The organism is Sphingobacterium sp. HJSM2_6 (assembly GCF_049316305.1).
Taxonomy (GTDB): domain Bacteria; phylum Bacteroidota; class Bacteroidia; order Sphingobacteriales; family Sphingobacteriaceae; genus Sphingobacterium.
Genome location: NZ_JBMOXB010000016.1, coordinates 109,018 through 127,362, shown reverse-complemented (window position 1 = coordinate 127,362; position 18,345 = coordinate 109,018). Strand labels below are relative to the sequence as shown.

19 protein-coding genes are annotated in these 18,345 nt (G+C 36.2%); 9 read left to right on the top strand and 10 right to left on the bottom strand.

All coding sequences use genetic code 11. The features are described 5' to 3' along the window. Positions 1-1,190: YifB family Mg chelatase-like AAA ATPase (locus ACFRAE_RS14430; RefSeq protein WP_422797873.1), on the bottom strand; the 1,190-nt coding region annotated here is incomplete at its 3' end. Positions 1,191-1,420: 230 nt separating this feature from the next. Between ACFRAE_RS14430 and ACFRAE_RS14425 the strand changes: the two genes are divergently transcribed. The 3 genes from ACFRAE_RS14425 to ACFRAE_RS14415 all read left to right on the top strand — a co-directional run bounded on the left by ACFRAE_RS14425 (position 1,421) and on the right by ACFRAE_RS14415 (position 2,807). Then, complete coding sequence (locus ACFRAE_RS14425; RefSeq protein ID WP_422797872.1) at positions 1,421-1,690, top strand: YtxH domain-containing protein; 270 nt, start codon at positions 1,421-1,423, stop codon at positions 1,688-1,690. Positions 1,691-1,783: 93 nt separating this feature from the next. Then, the gene (locus ACFRAE_RS14420) at positions 1,784-2,242 is read left to right on the top strand and encodes a hypothetical protein (RefSeq protein WP_422797871.1); all 459 of its coding nucleotides are present in this window, start codon (positions 1,784-1,786) and stop codon (positions 2,240-2,242) included. Then, positions 2,229-2,807: a hypothetical protein gene (locus ACFRAE_RS14415; RefSeq protein WP_422797870.1), complete on the top strand. Its 579-nt coding sequence runs from the start codon at positions 2,229-2,231 to the stop codon at positions 2,805-2,807. Before ACFRAE_RS14420 ends, ACFRAE_RS14415 begins: the two co-directional genes overlap by 14 nt. 45 nt (positions 2,808-2,852) lie before the next feature. Here the strand turns inward: ACFRAE_RS14415 and fcl are convergent, their stop codons facing one another. Then, positions 2,853-3,782, bottom strand: coding sequence for a GDP-L-fucose synthase (gene fcl, locus ACFRAE_RS14410; RefSeq protein WP_422797869.1), 930 nt, complete (start codon positions 3,780-3,782; stop codon positions 2,853-2,855). Positions 3,783-3,838: 56 nt separating this feature from the next. On the opposite strand from fcl, the gene trmB reads away from it, so the two are divergent. Beyond that, the gene (gene trmB, locus ACFRAE_RS14405; protein WP_422797868.1) at positions 3,839-4,495 is read left to right on the top strand and encodes a tRNA (guanosine(46)-N7)-methyltransferase TrmB; all 657 of its coding nucleotides are present in this window, start codon (positions 3,839-3,841) and stop codon (positions 4,493-4,495) included. 33 nt (positions 4,496-4,528) lie between these two features. Beyond that, positions 4,529-5,965, top strand: coding sequence for a M28 family peptidase (locus ACFRAE_RS14400; RefSeq protein ID WP_422797867.1), 1,437 nt, complete (start codon positions 4,529-4,531; stop codon positions 5,963-5,965). 87 nt (positions 5,966-6,052) lie between these two features. On the opposite strand, the gene ACFRAE_RS14395 is transcribed toward ACFRAE_RS14400, so the two are convergent. The 3 genes from ACFRAE_RS14395 to ACFRAE_RS14385 form a co-directional block, all read right to left on the bottom strand. Continuing rightward, positions 6,053-7,024 (bottom strand): rhodanese-related sulfurtransferase, encoded by a 972-nt coding sequence (locus ACFRAE_RS14395; RefSeq protein ID WP_422797866.1) that lies wholly within the window; start codon positions 7,022-7,024, stop codon positions 6,053-6,055. Between the two features lie 88 nt (positions 7,025-7,112). Further along, entirely contained in the window at positions 7,113-7,349 is a 237-nt protein-coding gene (locus tag ACFRAE_RS14390) for a DUF3820 family protein (protein WP_422797865.1), read from the bottom strand. Further along, positions 7,330-8,082, bottom strand: coding sequence for a glycosyltransferase family 2 protein (locus ACFRAE_RS14385; RefSeq protein ID WP_422797864.1), 753 nt, complete (start codon positions 8,080-8,082; stop codon positions 7,330-7,332). The genes ACFRAE_RS14390 and ACFRAE_RS14385 overlap by 20 nt, the downstream gene beginning before the upstream one ends. A gap of 621 nt (positions 8,083-8,703) precedes the next feature. Between ACFRAE_RS14385 and ACFRAE_RS14380 the strand changes: the two genes are divergently transcribed. Further along, on the top strand, positions 8,704-9,396 hold the full coding sequence (locus ACFRAE_RS14380; protein ID WP_422797863.1) for an FkbM family methyltransferase: 693 nt from the start codon (positions 8,704-8,706) through the stop codon (positions 9,394-9,396). Here the strand turns inward: ACFRAE_RS14380 and ACFRAE_RS14375 are convergent. Then, entirely contained in the window at positions 9,393-10,316 is a 924-nt protein-coding gene (locus ACFRAE_RS14375) for a glycosyltransferase (RefSeq protein ID WP_422797862.1), read from the bottom strand. The two genes, ACFRAE_RS14380 and ACFRAE_RS14375, sit on opposite strands and share 4 nt — an antisense overlap. 193 nt (positions 10,317-10,509) lie before the next feature. Here ACFRAE_RS14375 and ACFRAE_RS14370 point away from each other — a divergent pair, with 193 nt between their 5' ends. Genes ACFRAE_RS14370 through ACFRAE_RS14360 form a run of 3 tightly spaced genes read left to right on the top strand, consistent with a single transcriptional unit; the run spans position 10,510 to position 14,424 of the window. Beyond that, a complete protein-coding gene (locus ACFRAE_RS14370; RefSeq protein WP_422797861.1) occupies positions 10,510-11,964 on the top strand; it encodes a lipopolysaccharide biosynthesis protein in 1,455 nt (484 codons plus the stop codon). Further along, a complete protein-coding gene (locus ACFRAE_RS14365; protein ID WP_422797860.1) occupies positions 11,964-13,337 on the top strand; it encodes a hypothetical protein in 1,374 nt (457 codons plus the stop codon). Before ACFRAE_RS14370 ends, ACFRAE_RS14365 begins: the two co-directional genes overlap by 1 nt. Continuing rightward, complete coding sequence (locus tag ACFRAE_RS14360; RefSeq protein ID WP_422797859.1) at positions 13,315-14,424, top strand: CapA family protein; 1,110 nt, start codon at positions 13,315-13,317, stop codon at positions 14,422-14,424. Before ACFRAE_RS14365 ends, ACFRAE_RS14360 begins: the two co-directional genes overlap by 23 nt. A gap of 12 nt (positions 14,425-14,436) precedes the next feature. On the opposite strand, the gene ACFRAE_RS14355 is transcribed toward ACFRAE_RS14360, so the two are convergent. The 4 genes from ACFRAE_RS14355 to ACFRAE_RS14340 all read right to left on the bottom strand — a co-directional run bounded on the left by ACFRAE_RS14355 (position 14,437) and on the right by ACFRAE_RS14340 (position 18,263). Continuing rightward, positions 14,437-15,180, bottom strand: coding sequence for a DeoR/GlpR family DNA-binding transcription regulator (locus ACFRAE_RS14355; RefSeq protein WP_422797858.1), 744 nt, complete (start codon positions 15,178-15,180; stop codon positions 14,437-14,439). Between the two features lie 48 nt (positions 15,181-15,228). Next, complete coding sequence (locus tag ACFRAE_RS14350; RefSeq protein WP_422797857.1) at positions 15,229-16,503, bottom strand: hypothetical protein; 1,275 nt, start codon at positions 16,501-16,503, stop codon at positions 15,229-15,231. Between the two features lie 82 nt (positions 16,504-16,585). Then, entirely contained in the window at positions 16,586-17,311 is a 726-nt protein-coding gene (locus tag ACFRAE_RS14345) for a YebC/PmpR family DNA-binding transcriptional regulator (RefSeq protein WP_422797856.1), read from the bottom strand. Between the two features lies 1 nt (position 17,312). Further along, on the bottom strand, positions 17,313-18,263 hold the full coding sequence (locus ACFRAE_RS14340) for an NAD-dependent epimerase/dehydratase family protein (protein ID WP_422797855.1): 951 nt from the start codon (positions 18,261-18,263) through the stop codon (positions 17,313-17,315). Between the last annotated feature and the right edge of the window lie 82 nt (positions 18,264-18,345).

Genomic DNA, 18,345 nt, shown 5'->3' with positions numbered 1-18,345 from the left:
AATTCAACGGGTGTTACTTCAATATGGATATCGATTCGGTCTAATAAGGGGCCAGATATTTTGCTGATATAACGTTGAACGATTTGAGATCCACATATACAGGGTCTAGAGGGATGATTGAAAAATCCACAAGGGCAAGGATTCATGGCGGCAATGAGCATAAAACTCGCAGGATATTCCACGGTAAACTTTGCTCTGGAAATGCTGATACTTCTTGATTCTAAGGGTTGTCGCATGACCTCTAAAACTGTTCTTTTAAATTCTGGTAGTTCATCTAAGAATAGTACACCATGGTTGGCAAGGGATATTTCACCAGGTTGCGGATGTGTGCCCCCTCCAACTAAGGCAATGTCTGAAATGGTATGATGTGGCGCTCTAAATGGACGGATCGTTAGTAAAGAAGAAACAGTACCTAATAGTCCAGTAACCGAATGAATTTTGGTTGTTTCTAAGGACTCTTCAATAGTGAGTGGAGGTAATATGGAAGGAATACGTTTTGCCAACATGGTTTTACCTGCGCCGGGAGGTCCAATTAAAATAGCATTGTGTCCACCTGCGGCAGCAATTTCTAAAGCACGCTTAATATTATCTTGTCCTTTTACGTCTGCAAAATCTAATTCATAGTTATTGATTTGATTTTCAAATAATTCTTGAATATTGACTTGAGTAGCTGGAATAATTAAAGTTCCTAATATAAAATCAACGGCTTCTTTAAAATGATGGATGGGGTAGATGGAAATTCCTTCAACTATAGCGGCCTCATCTGCGTTGGTAGCAGGTAAGATAATTCCTTCAAACCCATCTTTCTTAGCTTGAAGGGCAATAGGCAAAGCCCCTTTGATGGGTTGAACTTTGCCATCTAAATTAAGTTCTCCTAATATGATATATTTATGTAGATTCTGAGTAGGAAGTTGGTTGGAAGCGCATAATAATCCAATGGCAATGGCTAAATCATAGGAAGATCCTTCTTTTCGAATATCTGCAGGGGCAAGATTCACGACGATTTTCTGCCTTGGCATGCTGTATTTTATAGACATTATGGCACTTTCTATGCGTTGAATGCTCTCTTTGACAGCATTGTCGGGTAGTCCGACGATATAATATTTGGTTCCTGCAGTTACATTGACTTCCACAGCGATGGTGGTGGCATCTATGCCAAAAACGGCACTACTATAAGTTTTTACGAGCATACTCCTTTCGATAATTTACTTAAAGTTAAATAAATTATATAAAACTATATATTGATTTGTATATTACTAATACATCCATCGGATATTATTGAGAAACAATAGGAATGCAATGACGAAAAAGAGATGGATTTAATTATGTTTTGTAATTTTTTAAAACGATTCGGTCTGTTTTTTGTTATAAAGTTATATATTACAAAAGAATTAATTTTGATATTAAAAGGCGGTGTACAATGAACGATAACGGTAAAATCATTACAGCATTATTAGCTGGATTAGCTGCGGGAGCAGTTTTGGGAATTTTGTTTGCTCCAGAAAAAGGGAGTGAAACTCGTGAAAAAATTAATGAATCACTAGCGGATTTGAGTGATGCAATAAAAGAACGTGCTGAAGAGCAGTTTGATCAATTGAATGATTTAAAAGAAAAAATAGTTTCCACATTGAAGACTAAAGTTACTAAGGTTTCTGCTGACTTGGATGATGAAATTGAAGAGCATGCCTAAGGCTTGTTTAGAAAATAAATAGTGAAGGGTTCTTCAATTTTAGGCCCTAGTGAGAGATAGGAATATATATTGTTGGCGTATAGGATAACATGCATGGAAGAGCAAAAATTTTCATTTTCAGAAAGCTTTAATAAGTCAAAAGAATATCTTGAGACACAAGTTGAATTAGCGAAGTTAAAAGCGATTTCAAGAATGTCTAGGATTTTCGGTTCCTTAATCTTAGATGTAAGTAAGGTTCTATTATCCTTATTGATTGTCTTTTTTGTTTCTTTAGCGTTGGGTTTCTATTTGGGCGAAATCTTAGGAAGTTATTCTTTAGGCTTTTTAACCACAGGAGGTATATTCTTTATTATTTTATTGATTATTCGCGCGTTGGAACCTAAGTTGGAAGCTAAGTTTATGAATTTGACGATAAAGAGGATACTCGCGAAATGGGATGATGAAGATGAACCTGTTGAAGAAAAAATAAACAATCCAGTCGAAAATAATTCAAATCCTGAAGTAGAAACAGTGGATGATCAAGTAGAAAGTCAACAACATGAACGGAATTAATTCACCATTGAATACGCGGTCAAGTATCACCAATATGGATGATCTTACTGCAGAAATTAGTCGGCTTAAGGCTAAAAAAATAGAGCAGGAGCAGTTTCTTGGACATCAATATCAATTGTTGAAACATAAGGTGGAGGCCCCATCACGTATTTTGAACATGGTATTTAATCGTGTTCCTGGAATTAGTACGATGAAAGGGTTGATTTCAGGGATAGGAGAAGTTACCTCTGGTAAACATAAAGGTGATTGGTTGACTAAGACCCTTCAAGTTGGTCTACCCTTAGTTTTAAATAAAACTTTGCTCAAGAATTCGGGTTGGATTAAAAAAGGTTTAGTTTTATTAGCCTCAGAAACTGCAGCAAGCCAAGTAAATCAAGGTTCGGTACATAGTATAATTGGTAAATTGACCGACTTGATTAAACCGAAAAAAAAGAAGAAAAAAGGAAATGAACCTATTGGAGAGGTGATAAATCCGACGGCACCTTTAAATCCGCCAATGATAACGGCAGAGGAAAGTGTGCAGGATAATATATATGGTATACCAAAAGACAGTGAAGCCTATTAATTTTTAATAGGCTTCTCTGTTTATCTTGTAAATGGAAAAGCTGATCTATATGGATTTAGCCAGAAAGTCTTGGTAGGCTAATGTAATTCCTTCTTTAAGGCCTGTGGACGCTTTCCATCCTAATGCACTTAGTTTACTTACATCCATTAATTTTCTTGGTGTTCCATCTGGCTTGCTAACATCAAACACTAATTCTCCTTCATACCCCACTATTTCTTTGATTAATAATGCCAGGTCTTTAATGCTGATGTCTTCTCCTACACCAATATTGATGAATTGAATGTCATTGTAATTTTCCATTAAAAAATAACAGGCATCGGCTAAATCATCTGCGTACATGAATTCTCTTAGGGGGCTTCCAGTTCCCCAAATACTAACCTGAGGGATATTATTCAATTTAGCTTCATGGAACCTACGGATGAGGGCTGGAAGTACATGGGAATTTTCGGGATGATAATTGTCATTTTTGCCATACAGATTTGTCGGCATAACCGATATAAAGTTATCGCCATATTGAAGGCGATAAGATTCACACATTTTTATTCCTGCTATTTTTGCTATGGCATAAGGTTCATTGGTATATTCTAATAAACCGGTAAGTAAAGAATCTTCCTTTAATGGTTGAGGAGCTAATTTGGGATAGATGCAGCTTGATCCTAAAAATAGAAGTTTTTTAACCTTATTCTCATGTGCAAAATGAATAACATTGTTTTGGATGGCAATATTTTCATAAATAAAATCTGCACGATAGGTGTTATTTGCTAATATTCCCCCGACTTTTGCAGCAGCAAGGAACACGTATTCTGGTTTTTCTTGCTCAAAAAATGCCTTTACCGCTTGCTGATCTCTTAAATCTAAGTCTGCAGATGATTTACAAATCAGGTTTTTGTAACCTAGATCTGTTAATTTCCTAACAATGGCTGATCCAACCATCCCTCTATGTCCTGCGATGTATATTTTAGCTTGTTTTTCCACCAGAATATCTTGTTTAGTGCAAATATAAGGTTAATTTTGCGACTTAACTATTTGCAATGGGTAAGGATAAATTAAGAAAATTTGCAGAGATTGCAACCTTCAAGAACGTTAAACAATTAGATGAAGGTAAGGCATTTAAAGGAAAATGGGCTCAGGATTTTTTTCAAAATAAGCAACCAATCGTATTGGAATTGGCTTGTGGAAAAGGGGAATATACAGTAAATCTAGCGAAGTTATTTCCGACGACTAATTTTATAGGAATTGATTATAAAGGAAATAGGATATGGAGGGGTGCAAAAACAGCATTGGAAGAAGGTATTGCTAATGTGGGTTTTTTAAGAATTCAAATCGAAACTATCTTGGAATACTTTGAAGCGGGTGAAATCAGTGAGATTTGGATTACATTTCCAGATCCTCAACCTCAAGATAGTCGTGAGAAAAAGAGATTGACAAATCCAGTTTTTTTGGAAAGATACAAACAGATTTTAGTAGAACAAGGAATCATGCATTTAAAAACGGATAATGATGGTTTTTACGCATATACCTTAGAACAAATAGATGCACAACAATTAGCGAAGCTCAAGGAGACTACTGATTTATATCATTCGGAATTAGTGAATGAAGTATTGTCTATAAAAACGTACTATGAGCGAAAATATTTAGCAGAAGATAAAAATATTAACTACGTACAGTGGAAATTCAGTAATAAATAGGCCTTATAGTTGATATTTCGTTACTTTGCTCTTATGAAATTTATCTACCTAAACTGTTTATTATTTTTATTCCAATTGGGTTTCGCTCAAGAGCAAATGAAGCCCACATTTACACGTATTTACGAAGAAGTTAACAATCATTCGGAGGCTTATGAACGATTAAAGTTCAGTACGACCAATTTAGGACATCGCATGACGGGATCTACAAATGGTGCAAAAGCAGAAGAATATGTTTATGAATTACTCAAGTCTTATGGCTTAGATGTTTCTTACCAACCTTTTGAGGCGGTGGCATGGTCTAGAGAATCGCTGTCTTTGCGCTTAGCAGGGGAAGAGGTAGCTAGTGTTGCTTTAGCTCATTCACCGATTAAAGCAGATGTAACTGCTGATTTGGTGGATATGGGTAATGGCTTAGAGGTTGATTATTTGGCTAAACCAGGTGCGGTAAAAGGTAAAATTGCCTTGGTATTTCTTCATATATTACCCAATTCGGGTCCGAATGTAAAGAATCTTCATCGTTCTCAAAAAACGGCATTAGCCTACCGACATGGGGCGAAAGGAATTATATTCATCAATAGTGTACGTAATCAAGTTTTATTGACTGGAACAGCTTCTATCACGGGCAAATTGATCAAAATTCCTGCTGTATGTATAGGGTATGAGGATGGTATGAAGTGGAAGGAAGCTTTGAAAGTTGATAAGTTAAGCGCTTCCATTGCTATGCGTAATAAGTCGGCAAAGTCTCAAGCAAGGAATGTTATTGTGCATATCCCAGGGACAGATAAAGCAAATGAAAAAATTGTGATTGGCGGACATTTGGATAGTTGGGATCTAGCAACAGGTGCAGTGGATAATGGTTTGGGATCTTTTGCGGTCATCGATATGGCTAGGACATTTAAAGCATTACAATTGCAATCTAAACGAAGTATAGATTTTGTGCTTTTCATGGGTGAAGAGCAAGGTTTGTTAGGCTCTAAGGCTTATGTGAAAGACGCTCTGAAGACCAAATCCATCGATCAAATTAAATATATGCTCAATTTTGATATGGTGAATGCTCCAGTAGGTTTTGCCATGAGCAGACCAGAGATGAGCGATGTTCTGAAGCAATATGGCGCAATATATGCACAAGTAGATCCAGCCTTCAAAAATGAAAATGCCGTGGAAGTTGGGTTGAATAGTGATCATCAACCGTTTATGTTGCAAGGAGTTCCTAGCGGTACTGGACGCGGTGGCCAATTGCCTAATAATGCCGGTCAATTTTACCATTCGAATAAGGATGTGTTCTCTTTGATCGATCAGGCTGGTATGGAACAAACGGTTCGCATTGGCTGTGCATATTTATACATCTTAGCAAATTTAGATGTAATTCCTGCAGATAGATATTTAGATGACGAGATTGTCAAGATGTTAGTTGAAAAGGAATTGAAAACTCCTCTTGTTATTTCAGGAGATTGGAGATGGAAAAAGTAAATTAGCCGAATTACTCATTCTGCTTTCCATATGGAATATAAAAAAACCACTAATTTTATTAGTGGTTTTTTTATGGATACAAATGAATTAATTCTTCACTAGTTTCTTATGTTTTCTTTTGGATATTTTGTCCTCATTGACAGGTTGCGGAATTTTCACATAATATCCTGTTCCGTCGTATTCTCTTTTTCTAGGATTTGATTTGCAATCAACTGAACAACAGCCGTCTAATTCCCAGCCGCAGTCATCACATTGCGTGAAGTGTTCGTTACACACTGGATTTGCACAGTTAATCATTTTTGCAGTCGTTTTACCACAGTTTTTGCAAGTAGAAACAATGCTAGGGTTTACGGCATTAACGGGTACCGAAACACGGTTATCAAATACATAACATTCACCTTCAAAATCTTCGCCACCTGCTTCTTTTCCGTATTTAATGATGCCTCCATGCAATTGATACACATCCTCAAATCCTTCTTTTAATAGAAGTGCTGATGCTTTTTCGCATTTAATTCCTCCAGTACAATAGGTTAGAATTTTCTTGCCTTTGTATTGTTCTAAATCCTTAATTTTTTCTGGGAATTCCCTGAAATTTTCGATGTCTAAAGTAACTGCATTTTTGAAACGCCCTACATTATGTTCATAATTAGAACGCACATCTAAAATAATCACATCCTCCTGGTCTTTCATCTCTAGAAACTCTTGGGGTTCCAAGTGTTTACCGGTCTGTATATTGGGATTAATTATTTTTGGATCGCGTAAACCTGAATGAACAATTTCTGGTTTATACCGGCAATGCATTTTGATAAATGAAGGTTCTTCGACCTCATCTATTTTAAATTCTGTTTTTTGAAAACGTTCATCCGCATGCAAATGTTCCATATAGGTTTTACAAGACTCAGGTGTGCCTGAAACTGTTCCATTTAACCCTTCATCCGCAACAATAATGCGGCCAACAAGATTTAATGATTTACAAAATGCTAAGTGGTTTTCTGCGAATTGTTCCGCATGTTCGATAGGACTGTAGCAATAGTACAGTAATGTTTGATATTGTGCCATATATTCATTGATACCGCTGCAAACGGCGTTTAATGTTAAAAAGTTTATGCAAATATACGGAAAACTAAAAACTAAAAATTGATAAGGATCACTTTTTGATTAATGGGGTCAATAAATATTCTAAACCATTTAATTTTATTTCATATAAAGTTTCCAAAAGCATTCCAATTTTTCCTGGAGGAAAGCCTTTACTTTTAAACCAAACCAAATAAGGTTCTGGTAAACGACAAAGAAGATATCCTTGGTATTTTCCAAAAGGCATTTTAGTATTTGCAAGTTCTACTAAGATGTTTGGATTCATTGCGTTAGTCTCTGGTTTTTCCATGTTGAAGTCTGTGTAGGAGTAATCGAAATGCAATAATTCCGTGGTTTATAAAGTTTGGAATAGTTCCGTAGTATTTTGAAAATATCTGATATCGTTCTTTTAAACTTTGTCGATGGCGTTGTTGAGACATTCCGCCTACTAAATATTTTGCAACATAATCTTTTACATTGATGATGTTTTTAGATTTTTTTGCTGCACGAATTACCCAATCGATATCTGCACTTAATTTATAATCCAAATTATAAGGTTCTACCAGGCTGCGCTTGATATAAATGGCTTGGTGGCAGATATTCATGCCATATTTAAAGGATTTCCAAGTAAAGGTGTCTGGTGTTTGATGTCTTCGATCGCCTAATACCTGTCTATCTTCGTTAATTAATTTGGTTTCTCCATAATAGATGTCAGCATATTGGCAATTGTTGAAGATCTTTTCAATGGTAAGCTCATCGAATAACTCATCTCCGGAATTTAAAAATAATACATAATCCCCTGTGGCCATTCGGAGCCCTTTATTCATGGCGTCATATATTCCATTGTCCTTTTCGGATCGTAAATGTGTGATCTTCGCTTTATATTCTTCTATTGCTTCTAAGGTGCCATCGGTAGATAAACCATCAATAATGATGTACTCAATATGCGGATAGGACTGTTTTGCTACTGACTCAAGCGTATAGCGTATGTCCCTTACATTATTGTAAACGACGGTAATGATAGAAATGGTAGGATCAGCCATTGAAATCGATGTGTAATAGTAGAATTTGGATCAAAAATAGGAAAATCTTGTTAATAGGTTGATATAGATTGCATGGTTTAAATTGATAGGTGTGATTTTGAATAGGGTATTTTTGAAAGTCTATTCATCATTTTTTACTCATTGATAGGTCCTAAATAGATTGTAAATAAAGATTTTTAATATGAGTTCTGTTTTCACATTAAAGAGTGTCACTTTTCATTCTGATAGCCAATAAATAATGGAATCAATCATATACGCGCCCATAATCTAATTATTCAAAAAACGAATGTATGTTGGAGACAACCGAAGATGGAATGGGAACTTATGGGATTGTAGGAAAAGTGCTTTTGAACATGTTTCTATTCATTCAAGACAGATTCTCATTAAGATATACTAGGCATAGATTAAGATTCCTTATCTTTATTCTAAATCTCAACGAAGAATATCTCCTTACCTATAAATCATTGACTTGTGATGCGATGCAATCCAAATATTACAGGATGATTCAAAATCAATATAAAAAATTAAAATTAATTGAATAATATTCATGAATATCTTAACTTGAGGGCATGAAAGATTAAACTTTCTATTTAAACAATTTAAACTTTACCCTCATTATTCATGTCATCCATTAAGAAGACAATACTTAAGTATTTCCCGATAGATAAGTTTTTTCGTGCCCAATCATTTTCCCAAGAAGGGGAGGATATGGTCATCCGCAGCTTCTATGAAAACAGAAAAAATTATAAAGGATTTTATGTAGATGTGGGAGCGCATCATCCGTATCGATTTTCAAATACGATGTATTTCTATAAAAAAGGATGGCGAGGAATCAACATCGAACCATCTCCCGAATCCATGAAATGGTTTAAATTTTTTAGATCAAGAGATATCAATTTAAATATTGGGATTAGTGAAAGTCCGCAGGAGCTAACCTATTATTGTTTTAATGAGCCTGCGTTAAACGGGTTCTCCCAAGAGATCTCCGAACAAAGAGATGGATTATATGCGAAATATAAATTATTGAAAACAATACCCGTCCCTACGCTGCCGTTAATTGAGGTTTTGGAAAAGCATGTTCCAAAAGGAAAGAAAATAGACTTTCTATCGATTGATGCAGAAGGATTTGATTTTATTGTTTTGAAATCTAATGATTGGGAAAGATACAGTCCTACATTTGTATTAGTGGAGGAGGCACTAGGTATATTTGAACTTGAGCAATCGGAGATTTATCAATATATGCTGCATAAAAACTATGAATTGATTGCAAAAACGAAGCGAACCTTATTTTTTAAAAACAAAGGGGAAAACTAGTTTTCCCCTTTGTTTTTTCTATAGGATGCTAATTTCTTCTCGATAAATCGCGCTAATCGTGCAAAGAAATTTCCTTTTCTATTTTTATAAAAATGTTTTATGGCTTGATATGCCATAGGATCTTCTTGGATAAGTTTTGGAAACCGCATTACAGGTTTTGCTGCTAACTCTACTTTATACACCTGATCAGCATCAGAATGTGTCCCAGAACCGTCAGTTCCTATGTTTTGAATAAATGATCGTCTAGGATATAATACTAAACCATCCTGATTAAATACGCTTAAGTACCAACGAATAGCCCACGAATTGATTTTTCCCGCTTTAAATTGATTGACCTGTTTCCAAAAGTTTTCCGAATGGTCTATGCTAAATCGCTTGATATCTTTTCTTTTAAAGTCTTTTGTTAAGGCTTCGATGTCTGGATTGAAATGTTTCCATGCCCTTGCCCATGTCGCCCAGCCCCAACTATTGGCCACCCGAAAGAAAAAGGATTGTTGAAGACTTTTTGGCTTTTCAACAGGATACATATACCCACTTATTTCCATTACTTTCTCTTCATGCTCAAAATGATTCAACCCATCATTGAAATATTGTAGGGCGAAAGGAGAGGTTTCTAAATCATCTTCTAACACGATGATTCGGCCATGTTTTTCAAGAACTTGACTAACACCTTCGATGATACTGGTTGCTAAACCTTTATTTTGTGCTCTTTCAATGATATAGATATGCTTAAATTTCCAGGGCTCCCGAATAATAGACCTTACTTGATTCACCATCTCAATATCATTCGCGTTTTTAGCTGCGTCTGAAAATATGTAAATATCCGATTCTTCCGCAAGCAAATTGTTTTCCAAGGCTTGCAACGTTTTTCTAGTGTGATGTGGTCTATTATAAACAAATAAAGCAATAGGTGCTAGCATGCTGTCTGAAATGATTCAATCCAAAATCAAATATATGTAGATAATATGGATTTGCTTAGGATATTGTCATTTTATATGGCTTTTGTAGTAAAAAATGGAAATATGCAATTATCTCAAAATTCCATCCTTGAGGTTTAAAGATTTTATTAGTCGGAATCGGAATCTTTCCTAAATTTGTGGATTAAATAACTGCATGAGCGAAAACACAAAGCATATTACCATCAAAGGTCTTTATTGGAATGCAATAGATAGGTTTGGTAGTCAGGCTGTGACAATGATCATTGGGGTTGTTCTCGCAAATTTATTGGATCCTGAAAATTATACAGTAATTGCTGCTATTAATATTTTTACGGTTATCGCCACCTCATTTGTAGACTCGGGTTTAGCAACCTCTTTAGTTCGAAGTAAAGAGGTGGGTGAGAGGGATTACAGTACCATTTTTACGTTTAATATCCTCGTAAGTATCTCTTTATATAGTCTTCTTTTTTTTCTTGCTCCTTGGATAGAAAAATTTCAAGGTATTGATAATCTGAGTACCTATGCTCGTGTGCTATTTTTACAATTAATCATCCATTCATTTGGTATTGTGCAGTATGTCAAAGTATTGAAGAGATTCGATTTTAATATCGTTGCTAAGGCCAATGTAATATCCATCCTCTGCTCTGGTATTTTTGTCTGTATCCTTGCCTATTATGGATATGGAATATGGGCTTTAGTATTGCAGATGCCCATATATTCCAGTATCAGAACATTATTATTTTGGTGTTGGGGAGATTGGAAATTCCATATATCATTTGATTTTTCCATCATTAAAAAGCACCTTTCCTTTTCTTTTATGTTTATGATGGCCAATATGTTGGGTAAACTGATGTCTCCCTTATATACCTTCATGATGAATAAAGTCGTGTCTCCTAATGAAAGTGGACAGTATTATAATGGAAATAGATGGGGAGAAACACCCAATATGTTGATTTCATCCATTATTCAAGGTACCACGCTTTCGACATTAGCCCCCATACAAGACGATCAGCCAAGGTTTTTAAATGCCTGTAGGAAAACGATGTCTTCCTTAGCTTTTGCCCTTTTTCCTGTAAGTTTCCTGGCTATTTGTGTGGCGGATCCTGCGTTCAAAACGTTCTTGGGGAAGGAATGGATCCCTTCCATCCCGATGTTTCAATGGCTCTGTTTTTCAGGTATTTTTATTGCCTTGACCGATATGAATGTAAATTTTATTACAATAAAAGGGAAATCCAAGTTTGGTTTAAGGTTAGAGCTTGTTAAACTATTTTTAGCCGTTTTAGTTTTTTATTTCACGTATCCTTATGGGGTCTTTGGCATCATATATGGACAAATTGCTGTTCGAATCACCTGTTACCTTATTGCCTGTAGGATGAGTAAACCGGTGTATGGTTATCAAATTCTAGCGCAACTTAAAGATCTATTTCCGTCCCTACTCATTAGTCTAATTGCAGGTGTTTTGGCTTACCTTCCCCTGTATTATCAATTTGTGTCTAATAAACTATTGCTTATAGCAATTCAAACAATCATATTTGCTATTATCTATTTATCGATAAACCATTTAATAAAAAATGCGATATGGTTGGAAATACTTTCTTTATTGAACAAAAAGTTTGCAAATAAAAATTAATGGAAGTGATTAAAGGTCATTGGGTAGCTTATCAAACTGTTTTCTATCATGAAAAAACGGGTAAATATAGTACGGATATTCATGAGGTGATTGATTTTGCCAATTTAGAAATAGACATGGACGGTTTGTCCGCTTACTTAGATTTTGGTTATGCGGTATTCGGTAGAACTCCTGTTAAAGATGTGAAGTTTTTACTCCCTAACCAAAGTTTGCAATTGGTAGCTGGTAAACTAAAGATACAAGAGCATTCGGATCAAACCATTTCCTTGTTGGGAAAACAAACCCATGAAGAGGAGGTCCTACATAAAATTCAACAGTCGGTCAATCAATGGGCATCTAGCTTTTCAGAGCCAATTTTAATACCAACGAGTGGAGGTTTTGACTCCCGATTGATGAATATATTGATTAAGGATAAAGACAGAATTCATGCCTATACTTATGGCACTTCGCTGAATCAAGGAGAATCTAGAGAATCTGTTTATGCGAACCTTTTGTCACAACGACTCGGAACTCAATGGTCAAGAATACCCTTGGGTCAATTTAACCAATATATGGGTGATTGGTATGATCAATTTGGTCCCAGTGTTGGCGCATCGGGTACCTATCATATTGAATTTTACAAGAAAATCCAAGAAAGGGAAGCTGGTCAGAAATTACACTTATTAAGTGGAATCATTGGCGATGCTTGGGCAGGAGCGGTTAAAGTTCCATTAATTTCTTCCTCTCAAGAATATAGAACATTAGGGTATACCCATGGCATGAGTGCCGATGCGAGTCGAGCCACAGGTCGGGATTATACCCACTTAGCAGAGCCTATTTTTGATCAACAAAAAGAAAATTTAAAAGATCCAGATTTTAGAATCATCACGGCTATGCGCACCAAAATGATGCTTCTACAATACTTAATTACTGTGCCTTCTGCCTTAGGATTCCCGGGGTATTCCCCATTTATACAAGAAGATTTAGCCTTAGCTATGCTGAATTTACCTGTAGATCGAAAAGCTGATCGTATATGGCAACGTGATTTTTTTAGGAAACAAGGAATACTCTTTGAAGAGGAAAAGCATCAATATACTTATCAGAATTCTTTGAATTATTACGCTTTATTGCATGAAGAATTAAAGCCGCTTGATGTCACACTATTAAAAGAAGCTATTCAACCAGCATATCTGGAATGGATTAATCAGAAGATATCAAATATTGGAACCAAGGAACGAATATTTCAAACATTGATGCATACCCCCAAGGTTAAAGGCGTTCTTAAACTATTGGGCGCTAAAAATGAACTAATCGATGCCTATTTTGCTTATATTACCATAAAGCCTATTGAATCATTATTAAAGCAGCGAAATGTCTACCAAAAACAAGCATAAATTCATTTTTGTAGGAGATGCGGTCTTATCAAGTAAACCCGTATTATCCGCAGAACTAAAATCCTTGTTCGATTCAGCAGATGTCTTATCTTGCAATTTTGAAGCCCCCTTAACTGGATATGGTTCGCCTATTCAAAAAACAGGTCCATTGGTTTCTCAATCTGTAGATGCTCCTCGTCTATTATTGGACATGGGCTTTAACCTATTTAGTTTAGCGAACAATCATATTTACGATTATGGCGATTTAGGTCTCCAAAATACTATAGCTGCATTTCCAAAAGAGATGATTATAGGTGTAGGTGGAGAAGACCTAGCTTATGCAGCGCAAATACGGGTGTTGGACGACATCAGCTATGGATTTATGGCATTTGGTGAAAATGGTTATGGTGCTTTAAATGGTGATAGAGATTTTGGACATGCATGGGTTAATGCCGAGCAGACGGAACAAGCCATTTCCTATTGGAAATCGAAAGTGGATGTCTTAATTATCCAAGTACATGCCGGTGTGGAATTATTAGATGTTCCTATTCCAGAATGGAGAAGCCGTTATCGGGCCTTGTTGCATGCTGGGGCAGATGTTATTGTCGGTCATCATCCTCATGTTGTTCAAGCGGTGGAAACTTATGAGGGTAAATTGATTTGCTATAGCTTGGGTAACTTTTATTTCGATTATCCTTCCAACCATCCTCAATGGAATACCGGAGGTCTTTTAACCTTGGAATTTGATCATAAAAACTTAGTGCATCATCAAGTTCAATTGTTAAACAAAAAAGCTGAACAAGTAAGCTTGATGGAACGTGAACAATCGGATGTTGAACTTCATCGATTACAAGAAAAATTGATGTCTGCGGATTATACAGAATATGTCAACCAATTTGCGATTAAAGAATGGGAATTACACCATGCCGCTTATTATGCAAAACCCTTTAATGGCCTAGCAAGATATCAATTCAAATCGCTATTAAAACAGGTAAAGCGTACCGTTTTCAATCGAAAGATAGACTACAACATGCTTTGGCACAATCTATTTATTGAAAGCAATAAATGGCTCGTAGAGCGAGCCATTCGATTAAAAATAAAAAAATAAGATCTTTCTGCGTTATATTACCGTAATATACTGACTAAACTCTTTCAAATTTTTATGTTGAGGGTCTAAATCTGTAATTAAATAGTTGATATCTTTTAGTGGGCAAACCCGCATTTTTTGATTTGAATTTAATTTTTCCACGATACTCAAAATCCCCAACTTCTTAGCGCATTTTATCATGGCTTTCTTGATTTGAACTACCTCCCAATCTGAATCAGTAATGCCTTCCTCTACGGAAATACTATTCGTTCCTAACAAGCATAAGTCTACTTTTAACTCGGAAAGTTCATTGATGACTTGTGAACCAGTAACCACATTGGTGTTTCTAGACAATTTCCCGCCCAATAATATCACTTCTAAATTTTCCTTCTCTGCTAATTCTAAAGCAACTAAAGGACTTATGGTGAAAAAAGTACATTGAATGTCTTTTGGAACTAATCTAGCCAATTCGATCATGCTCGTTCCACCACCAACTAAAATAGTCATTCCACTTTGTATCAAAGTGATCGCCTTAGAAGCAATTTCTTTTTTGGCTTCTTTAGCATATACATTTCCTTCTTGAAATGGATATTGAAAAGATTTGGATAGGGCACCACCATATACTTTTAATACTTGGCCACTTTCTGCTAAATCATTGAGATCTCGTCGGATGGTATCTTCAGATACATTAAGTTGTACACTTAAATCGGAAGATAATACTTTATTGTGAATATTAATTTGATGTATGATATAGGCTTGCCTCTCTTCTTTTAACATAACTTATGTTTTATTTGGATTATAAAAATATAAAAAATACAATTGATTTTACAATTGTTCATCTGTACCCATCTCACCTTCGTTTTTGGGATTTGTTTTTATGCTATTTTTAATTTTAGGTTTAAAGCCTAAAGGTTTAGCATTGGTTTCATTGGCAGATGTTTCTTTAGATTGATGAGCTGAATGCTGATCAATTGAGGTAGATGTTATGGAAGGGATTTCTGTAGCAGAATGATCTTCTTCACGCATAACAGGGATTTTGTTAATGTCTTCTATTTTTTGTGGGAGCTGACTGGCTTTAAACCTGGGCTTAAATCCTGCCGGTTTATTGGCAGCACCAGGTTCTTCCGTAGATACATGAGGTTCTACCGAAGGATTATCGCTTGTTTCTTCTGTTTTTTGTGGGAGCTGACTGGCTTTAAACCTGGGCTTAAATCCTGCCGGTTTATTGGCAGCACCAGGGGCTTCCGTAGATACTTGAGGTTCTACCGAAGGATTATCGCTTGTTTCTTCTGTTTTTTGTGGCACCTGACTGGCTTTAAACCTGGGCTTAAATCCTGCCGGTTTATTGGCAGCAACAGGATCTTCCGTAGTTACTTGAGGTTCTACCGAAGGATTATCGCTTGTTTCTTCTATTTTTTGTGGGAGCTGACTGGCTTTAAACCTGGGCTTAAATCCTGCCGGTTTATTGGCAGCAACAGGATCTTCCGTAGGTACTTGAGGTTCTACCGAAGGATTATCGCTTGTTTCTTCTATTTTTTGTGGTACCTGACTGGCTTTAAACCTGGGCTTAAACCCTGCCGGTTTATTGGCAGCAACAGGATCTTCCGTAGATACTTGAGGTTCTACCGAAGGATTATCGCTTGTTTCTTCTGTTTTTTGTGGGACCTGGCTAGCTTTAAATCTTGGCTTAAAACCGGATACTGCTGCGGTAGATTCCTTGGTGTTTGTAGAAACGTTAGAAGCATGATCTGCAGATGGAACAATTGCTTCATTTGATTCTTCAGGAATTACTGGAGAACTGCTAGTTGACGCTGCTCTAAATTTCGGTTTAAACCCTGTTGGTTTAGCGGCTGTAGTTTGGTTTTCAATGTTTTGAGCTGTATTTATCGTCGGAGATTTACTTTCAAGAGTAACAGGCTCATCCGCTAATAGGTATTGTTTCCGAAGCTTATTAAACCAAAACTTCTTGCTATGATCAAAACTTTTTTCTCCCATTTGACCATAATCCCGAGCGAATTCAAGGTATAGTTCTGGCTGTTCTTTTTCTATAGCCTTAAGGTTTATTTTCTTTTTAGAAAAAAATTCAACAATCGTTAGCATATACAAATGTAATTAATCAGGCATTAAAAAAGGAGGATTATATCATAACCCTCCTTTTTTTAATCTTTTTTTAATACTTGGATTAATCCATATTGTGGTAAACCGCCTGGACATCATCATCTTCTTCTATTTTATCAATTAGTTTTAAGACGTCTGCGGCCTGTTCTTCAGTCAGCGTACTGTGAGATAATGAAATTCGCTCCAATTTTGCCGAAGAAACTTCTATCCCTTTTTCTTCCAGTAGTCTTTGCATATTTCCGAAGTCTTCAAAAGAAGTTTGTACCACTACGATATCATTTCCTTCTTCATCAGCCTCGACATATAATTCATCTAAACCGCCATCAATTAGTTCTAATTCTAATTCCTCTACATCCAAATCTTCTGTCGCTGGGAATCGGAAAATTGATTTACGCTGAAATATAAAATCTAAGGATCCAGTTTTACCTAATGAGCCTCCTGATTTTGTGAAGTAACTACGGATATTCCCTACTGTTCTATTGGTGTTGTCTGTAGCTGTTTCAATCAGTACAGGTACACCATGAGGACCATATCCTTCGTATACATATTCTTCATATCCTTTCGCATCTTTTTCAGAAGCTCTTTTAATTGCTGCTTCTACACGGTCTTTGGGCATATTTACGGCCTTGGCATTCTGCATAGCTGTACGCAAACGAGAATTATTATCTGGATGCGGTCCAGCCTCTTTAACAGCCATGGCAATCTCCTTGCCTAAACGTGTAAATTGTACGGCCATTTTGGCCCAGCGTTTAAATTTCCTTTCTTTTCTAAATTCGAAAGCTCTTCCCATTTTATTGTAATTTAATTTTTAGGTTGTCTAACATGTCTTTTGTCATTTCTGTCAGATCATAGGTAGGTTTCCAGCCCCAATCTTCGCGAGCTTGCGTGTCATCAATGCTTTTTGGCCATGAATCTGCAATTGCTTGTCTAGGATCGTTATCTGCATATGATACCTCAAAATTAGGTAGAATTTTTTTAATTTCTTCAGCAATTTGTTTTGGCGTAAAACTTATTCCTGCTAAATTATAACTTGAACGTATCGTTAAATTATCTTCAGGCGCATCCATCAATTCAATAGTTCCGCGCACCGCGTCGTCCATATACAGCATTGGTAATTCTGTTCCTTCTGCTAAAAATGAAGTGTATTTGCCTGAACGAATGGCCTCAAAGAAGATGTGTATAGCATAATCTGTGGTGCCTCCTCCTGGTTCTGTACGCCAAGAAATGATGCCTGGATAGCGAATGCTACGGATATCCAAACCGTATTTGTTATGATAATATTCACAAAGTCTTTCTCCAGCTAATTTACTGATCCCATAAATACTGTTTGGATCCATGATACAATATTGGGAGGTATTTACTTTCGGAGAGTGTGGTCCGAAAACCGCAATGGAACTTGGCCAAAATATTTTTTTAATTCCTAATTCAACCGCTAAATCCAACACATTCAATAAGCCATTCATGTTCAAATCCCAAGCTTTTTGAGGATATTGTTCGCCAGTAGCGGAAAGCATGGCTGCCAATAAATAGATTTGTGTTGGTTTGTATTTAATAAGAAGGGCCTTGATGCTCTCTTTATCTAATACGTTCAGGGTTTCAAATAATTCTCCTTCAGCTAATTCTTTTGGCGCTCTGATGTCGGAGGTAATGACCGCAGGAGTACCAAATTTTAATCGTAGCGCTGCAGCTAATTCTGAGCCAATTTGCCCATTAGCGCCGATCATTAAAATGCATTCTTTCATTCTTGTAATGATAGTATCTTTAATTCTGGTTCAATTCAATTCAAATGTTCCAGCGAAATTACCAATAAATGCTCGAAAATAT

What these genes read in the sequence shown, in the direction of transcription:
- ACFRAE_RS14425 (WP_422797872.1), top strand. Translation starts at nt 1,421, where the DNA reads ATGAACGATAACGGTAAAATCATTACAGCATTATTAGCTGGATTAGCT.
- ACFRAE_RS14420 (WP_422797871.1), top strand. Translation starts at nt 1,784, where the DNA reads ATGGAAGAGCAAAAATTTTCATTTTCAGAAAGCTTTAATAAGTCAAAA.
- ACFRAE_RS14415 (WP_422797870.1), top strand. Translation starts at nt 2,229, where the DNA reads ATGAACGGAATTAATTCACCATTGAATACGCGGTCAAGTATCACCAAT.
- trmB (WP_422797868.1), top strand. Translation starts at nt 3,839, where the DNA reads ATGGGTAAGGATAAATTAAGAAAATTTGCAGAGATTGCAACCTTCAAG.
- ACFRAE_RS14400 (WP_422797867.1), top strand. Translation starts at nt 4,529, where the DNA reads ATGAAATTTATCTACCTAAACTGTTTATTATTTTTATTCCAATTGGGT.
- ACFRAE_RS14395 (WP_422797866.1), bottom strand. Translation starts at nt 7,024, where the DNA reads ATGGCACAATATCAAACATTACTGTACTATTGCTACAGTCCTATCGAA.
- ACFRAE_RS14390 (WP_422797865.1), bottom strand. Translation starts at nt 7,349, where the DNA reads ATGGAAAAACCAGAGACTAACGCAATGAATCCAAACATCTTAGTAGAA.
- ACFRAE_RS14385 (WP_422797864.1), bottom strand. Translation starts at nt 8,082, where the DNA reads ATGGCTGATCCTACCATTTCTATCATTACCGTCGTTTACAATAATGTA.
- ACFRAE_RS14380 (WP_422797863.1), top strand. Translation starts at nt 8,704, where the DNA reads ATGTCATCCATTAAGAAGACAATACTTAAGTATTTCCCGATAGATAAG.
- ACFRAE_RS14375 (WP_422797862.1), bottom strand. Translation starts at nt 10,316, where the DNA reads ATGCTAGCACCTATTGCTTTATTTGTTTATAATAGACCACATCACACT.
- ACFRAE_RS14370 (WP_422797861.1), top strand. Translation starts at nt 10,510, where the DNA reads ATGAGCGAAAACACAAAGCATATTACCATCAAAGGTCTTTATTGGAAT.
- ACFRAE_RS14365 (WP_422797860.1), top strand. Translation starts at nt 11,964, where the DNA reads ATGGAAGTGATTAAAGGTCATTGGGTAGCTTATCAAACTGTTTTCTAT.
- ACFRAE_RS14360 (WP_422797859.1), top strand. Translation starts at nt 13,315, where the DNA reads ATGTCTACCAAAAACAAGCATAAATTCATTTTTGTAGGAGATGCGGTC.
- ACFRAE_RS14355 (WP_422797858.1), bottom strand. Translation starts at nt 15,180, where the DNA reads ATGTTAAAAGAAGAGAGGCAAGCCTATATCATACATCAAATTAATATT.
- ACFRAE_RS14350 (WP_422797857.1), bottom strand. Translation starts at nt 16,503, where the DNA reads ATGCTAACGATTGTTGAATTTTTTTCTAAAAAGAAAATAAACCTTAAG.
- ACFRAE_RS14345 (WP_422797856.1), bottom strand. Translation starts at nt 17,311, where the DNA reads ATGGGAAGAGCTTTCGAATTTAGAAAAGAAAGGAAATTTAAACGCTGG.
- ACFRAE_RS14340 (WP_422797855.1), bottom strand. Translation starts at nt 18,263, where the DNA reads ATGAAAGAATGCATTTTAATGATCGGCGCTAATGGGCAAATTGGCTCA.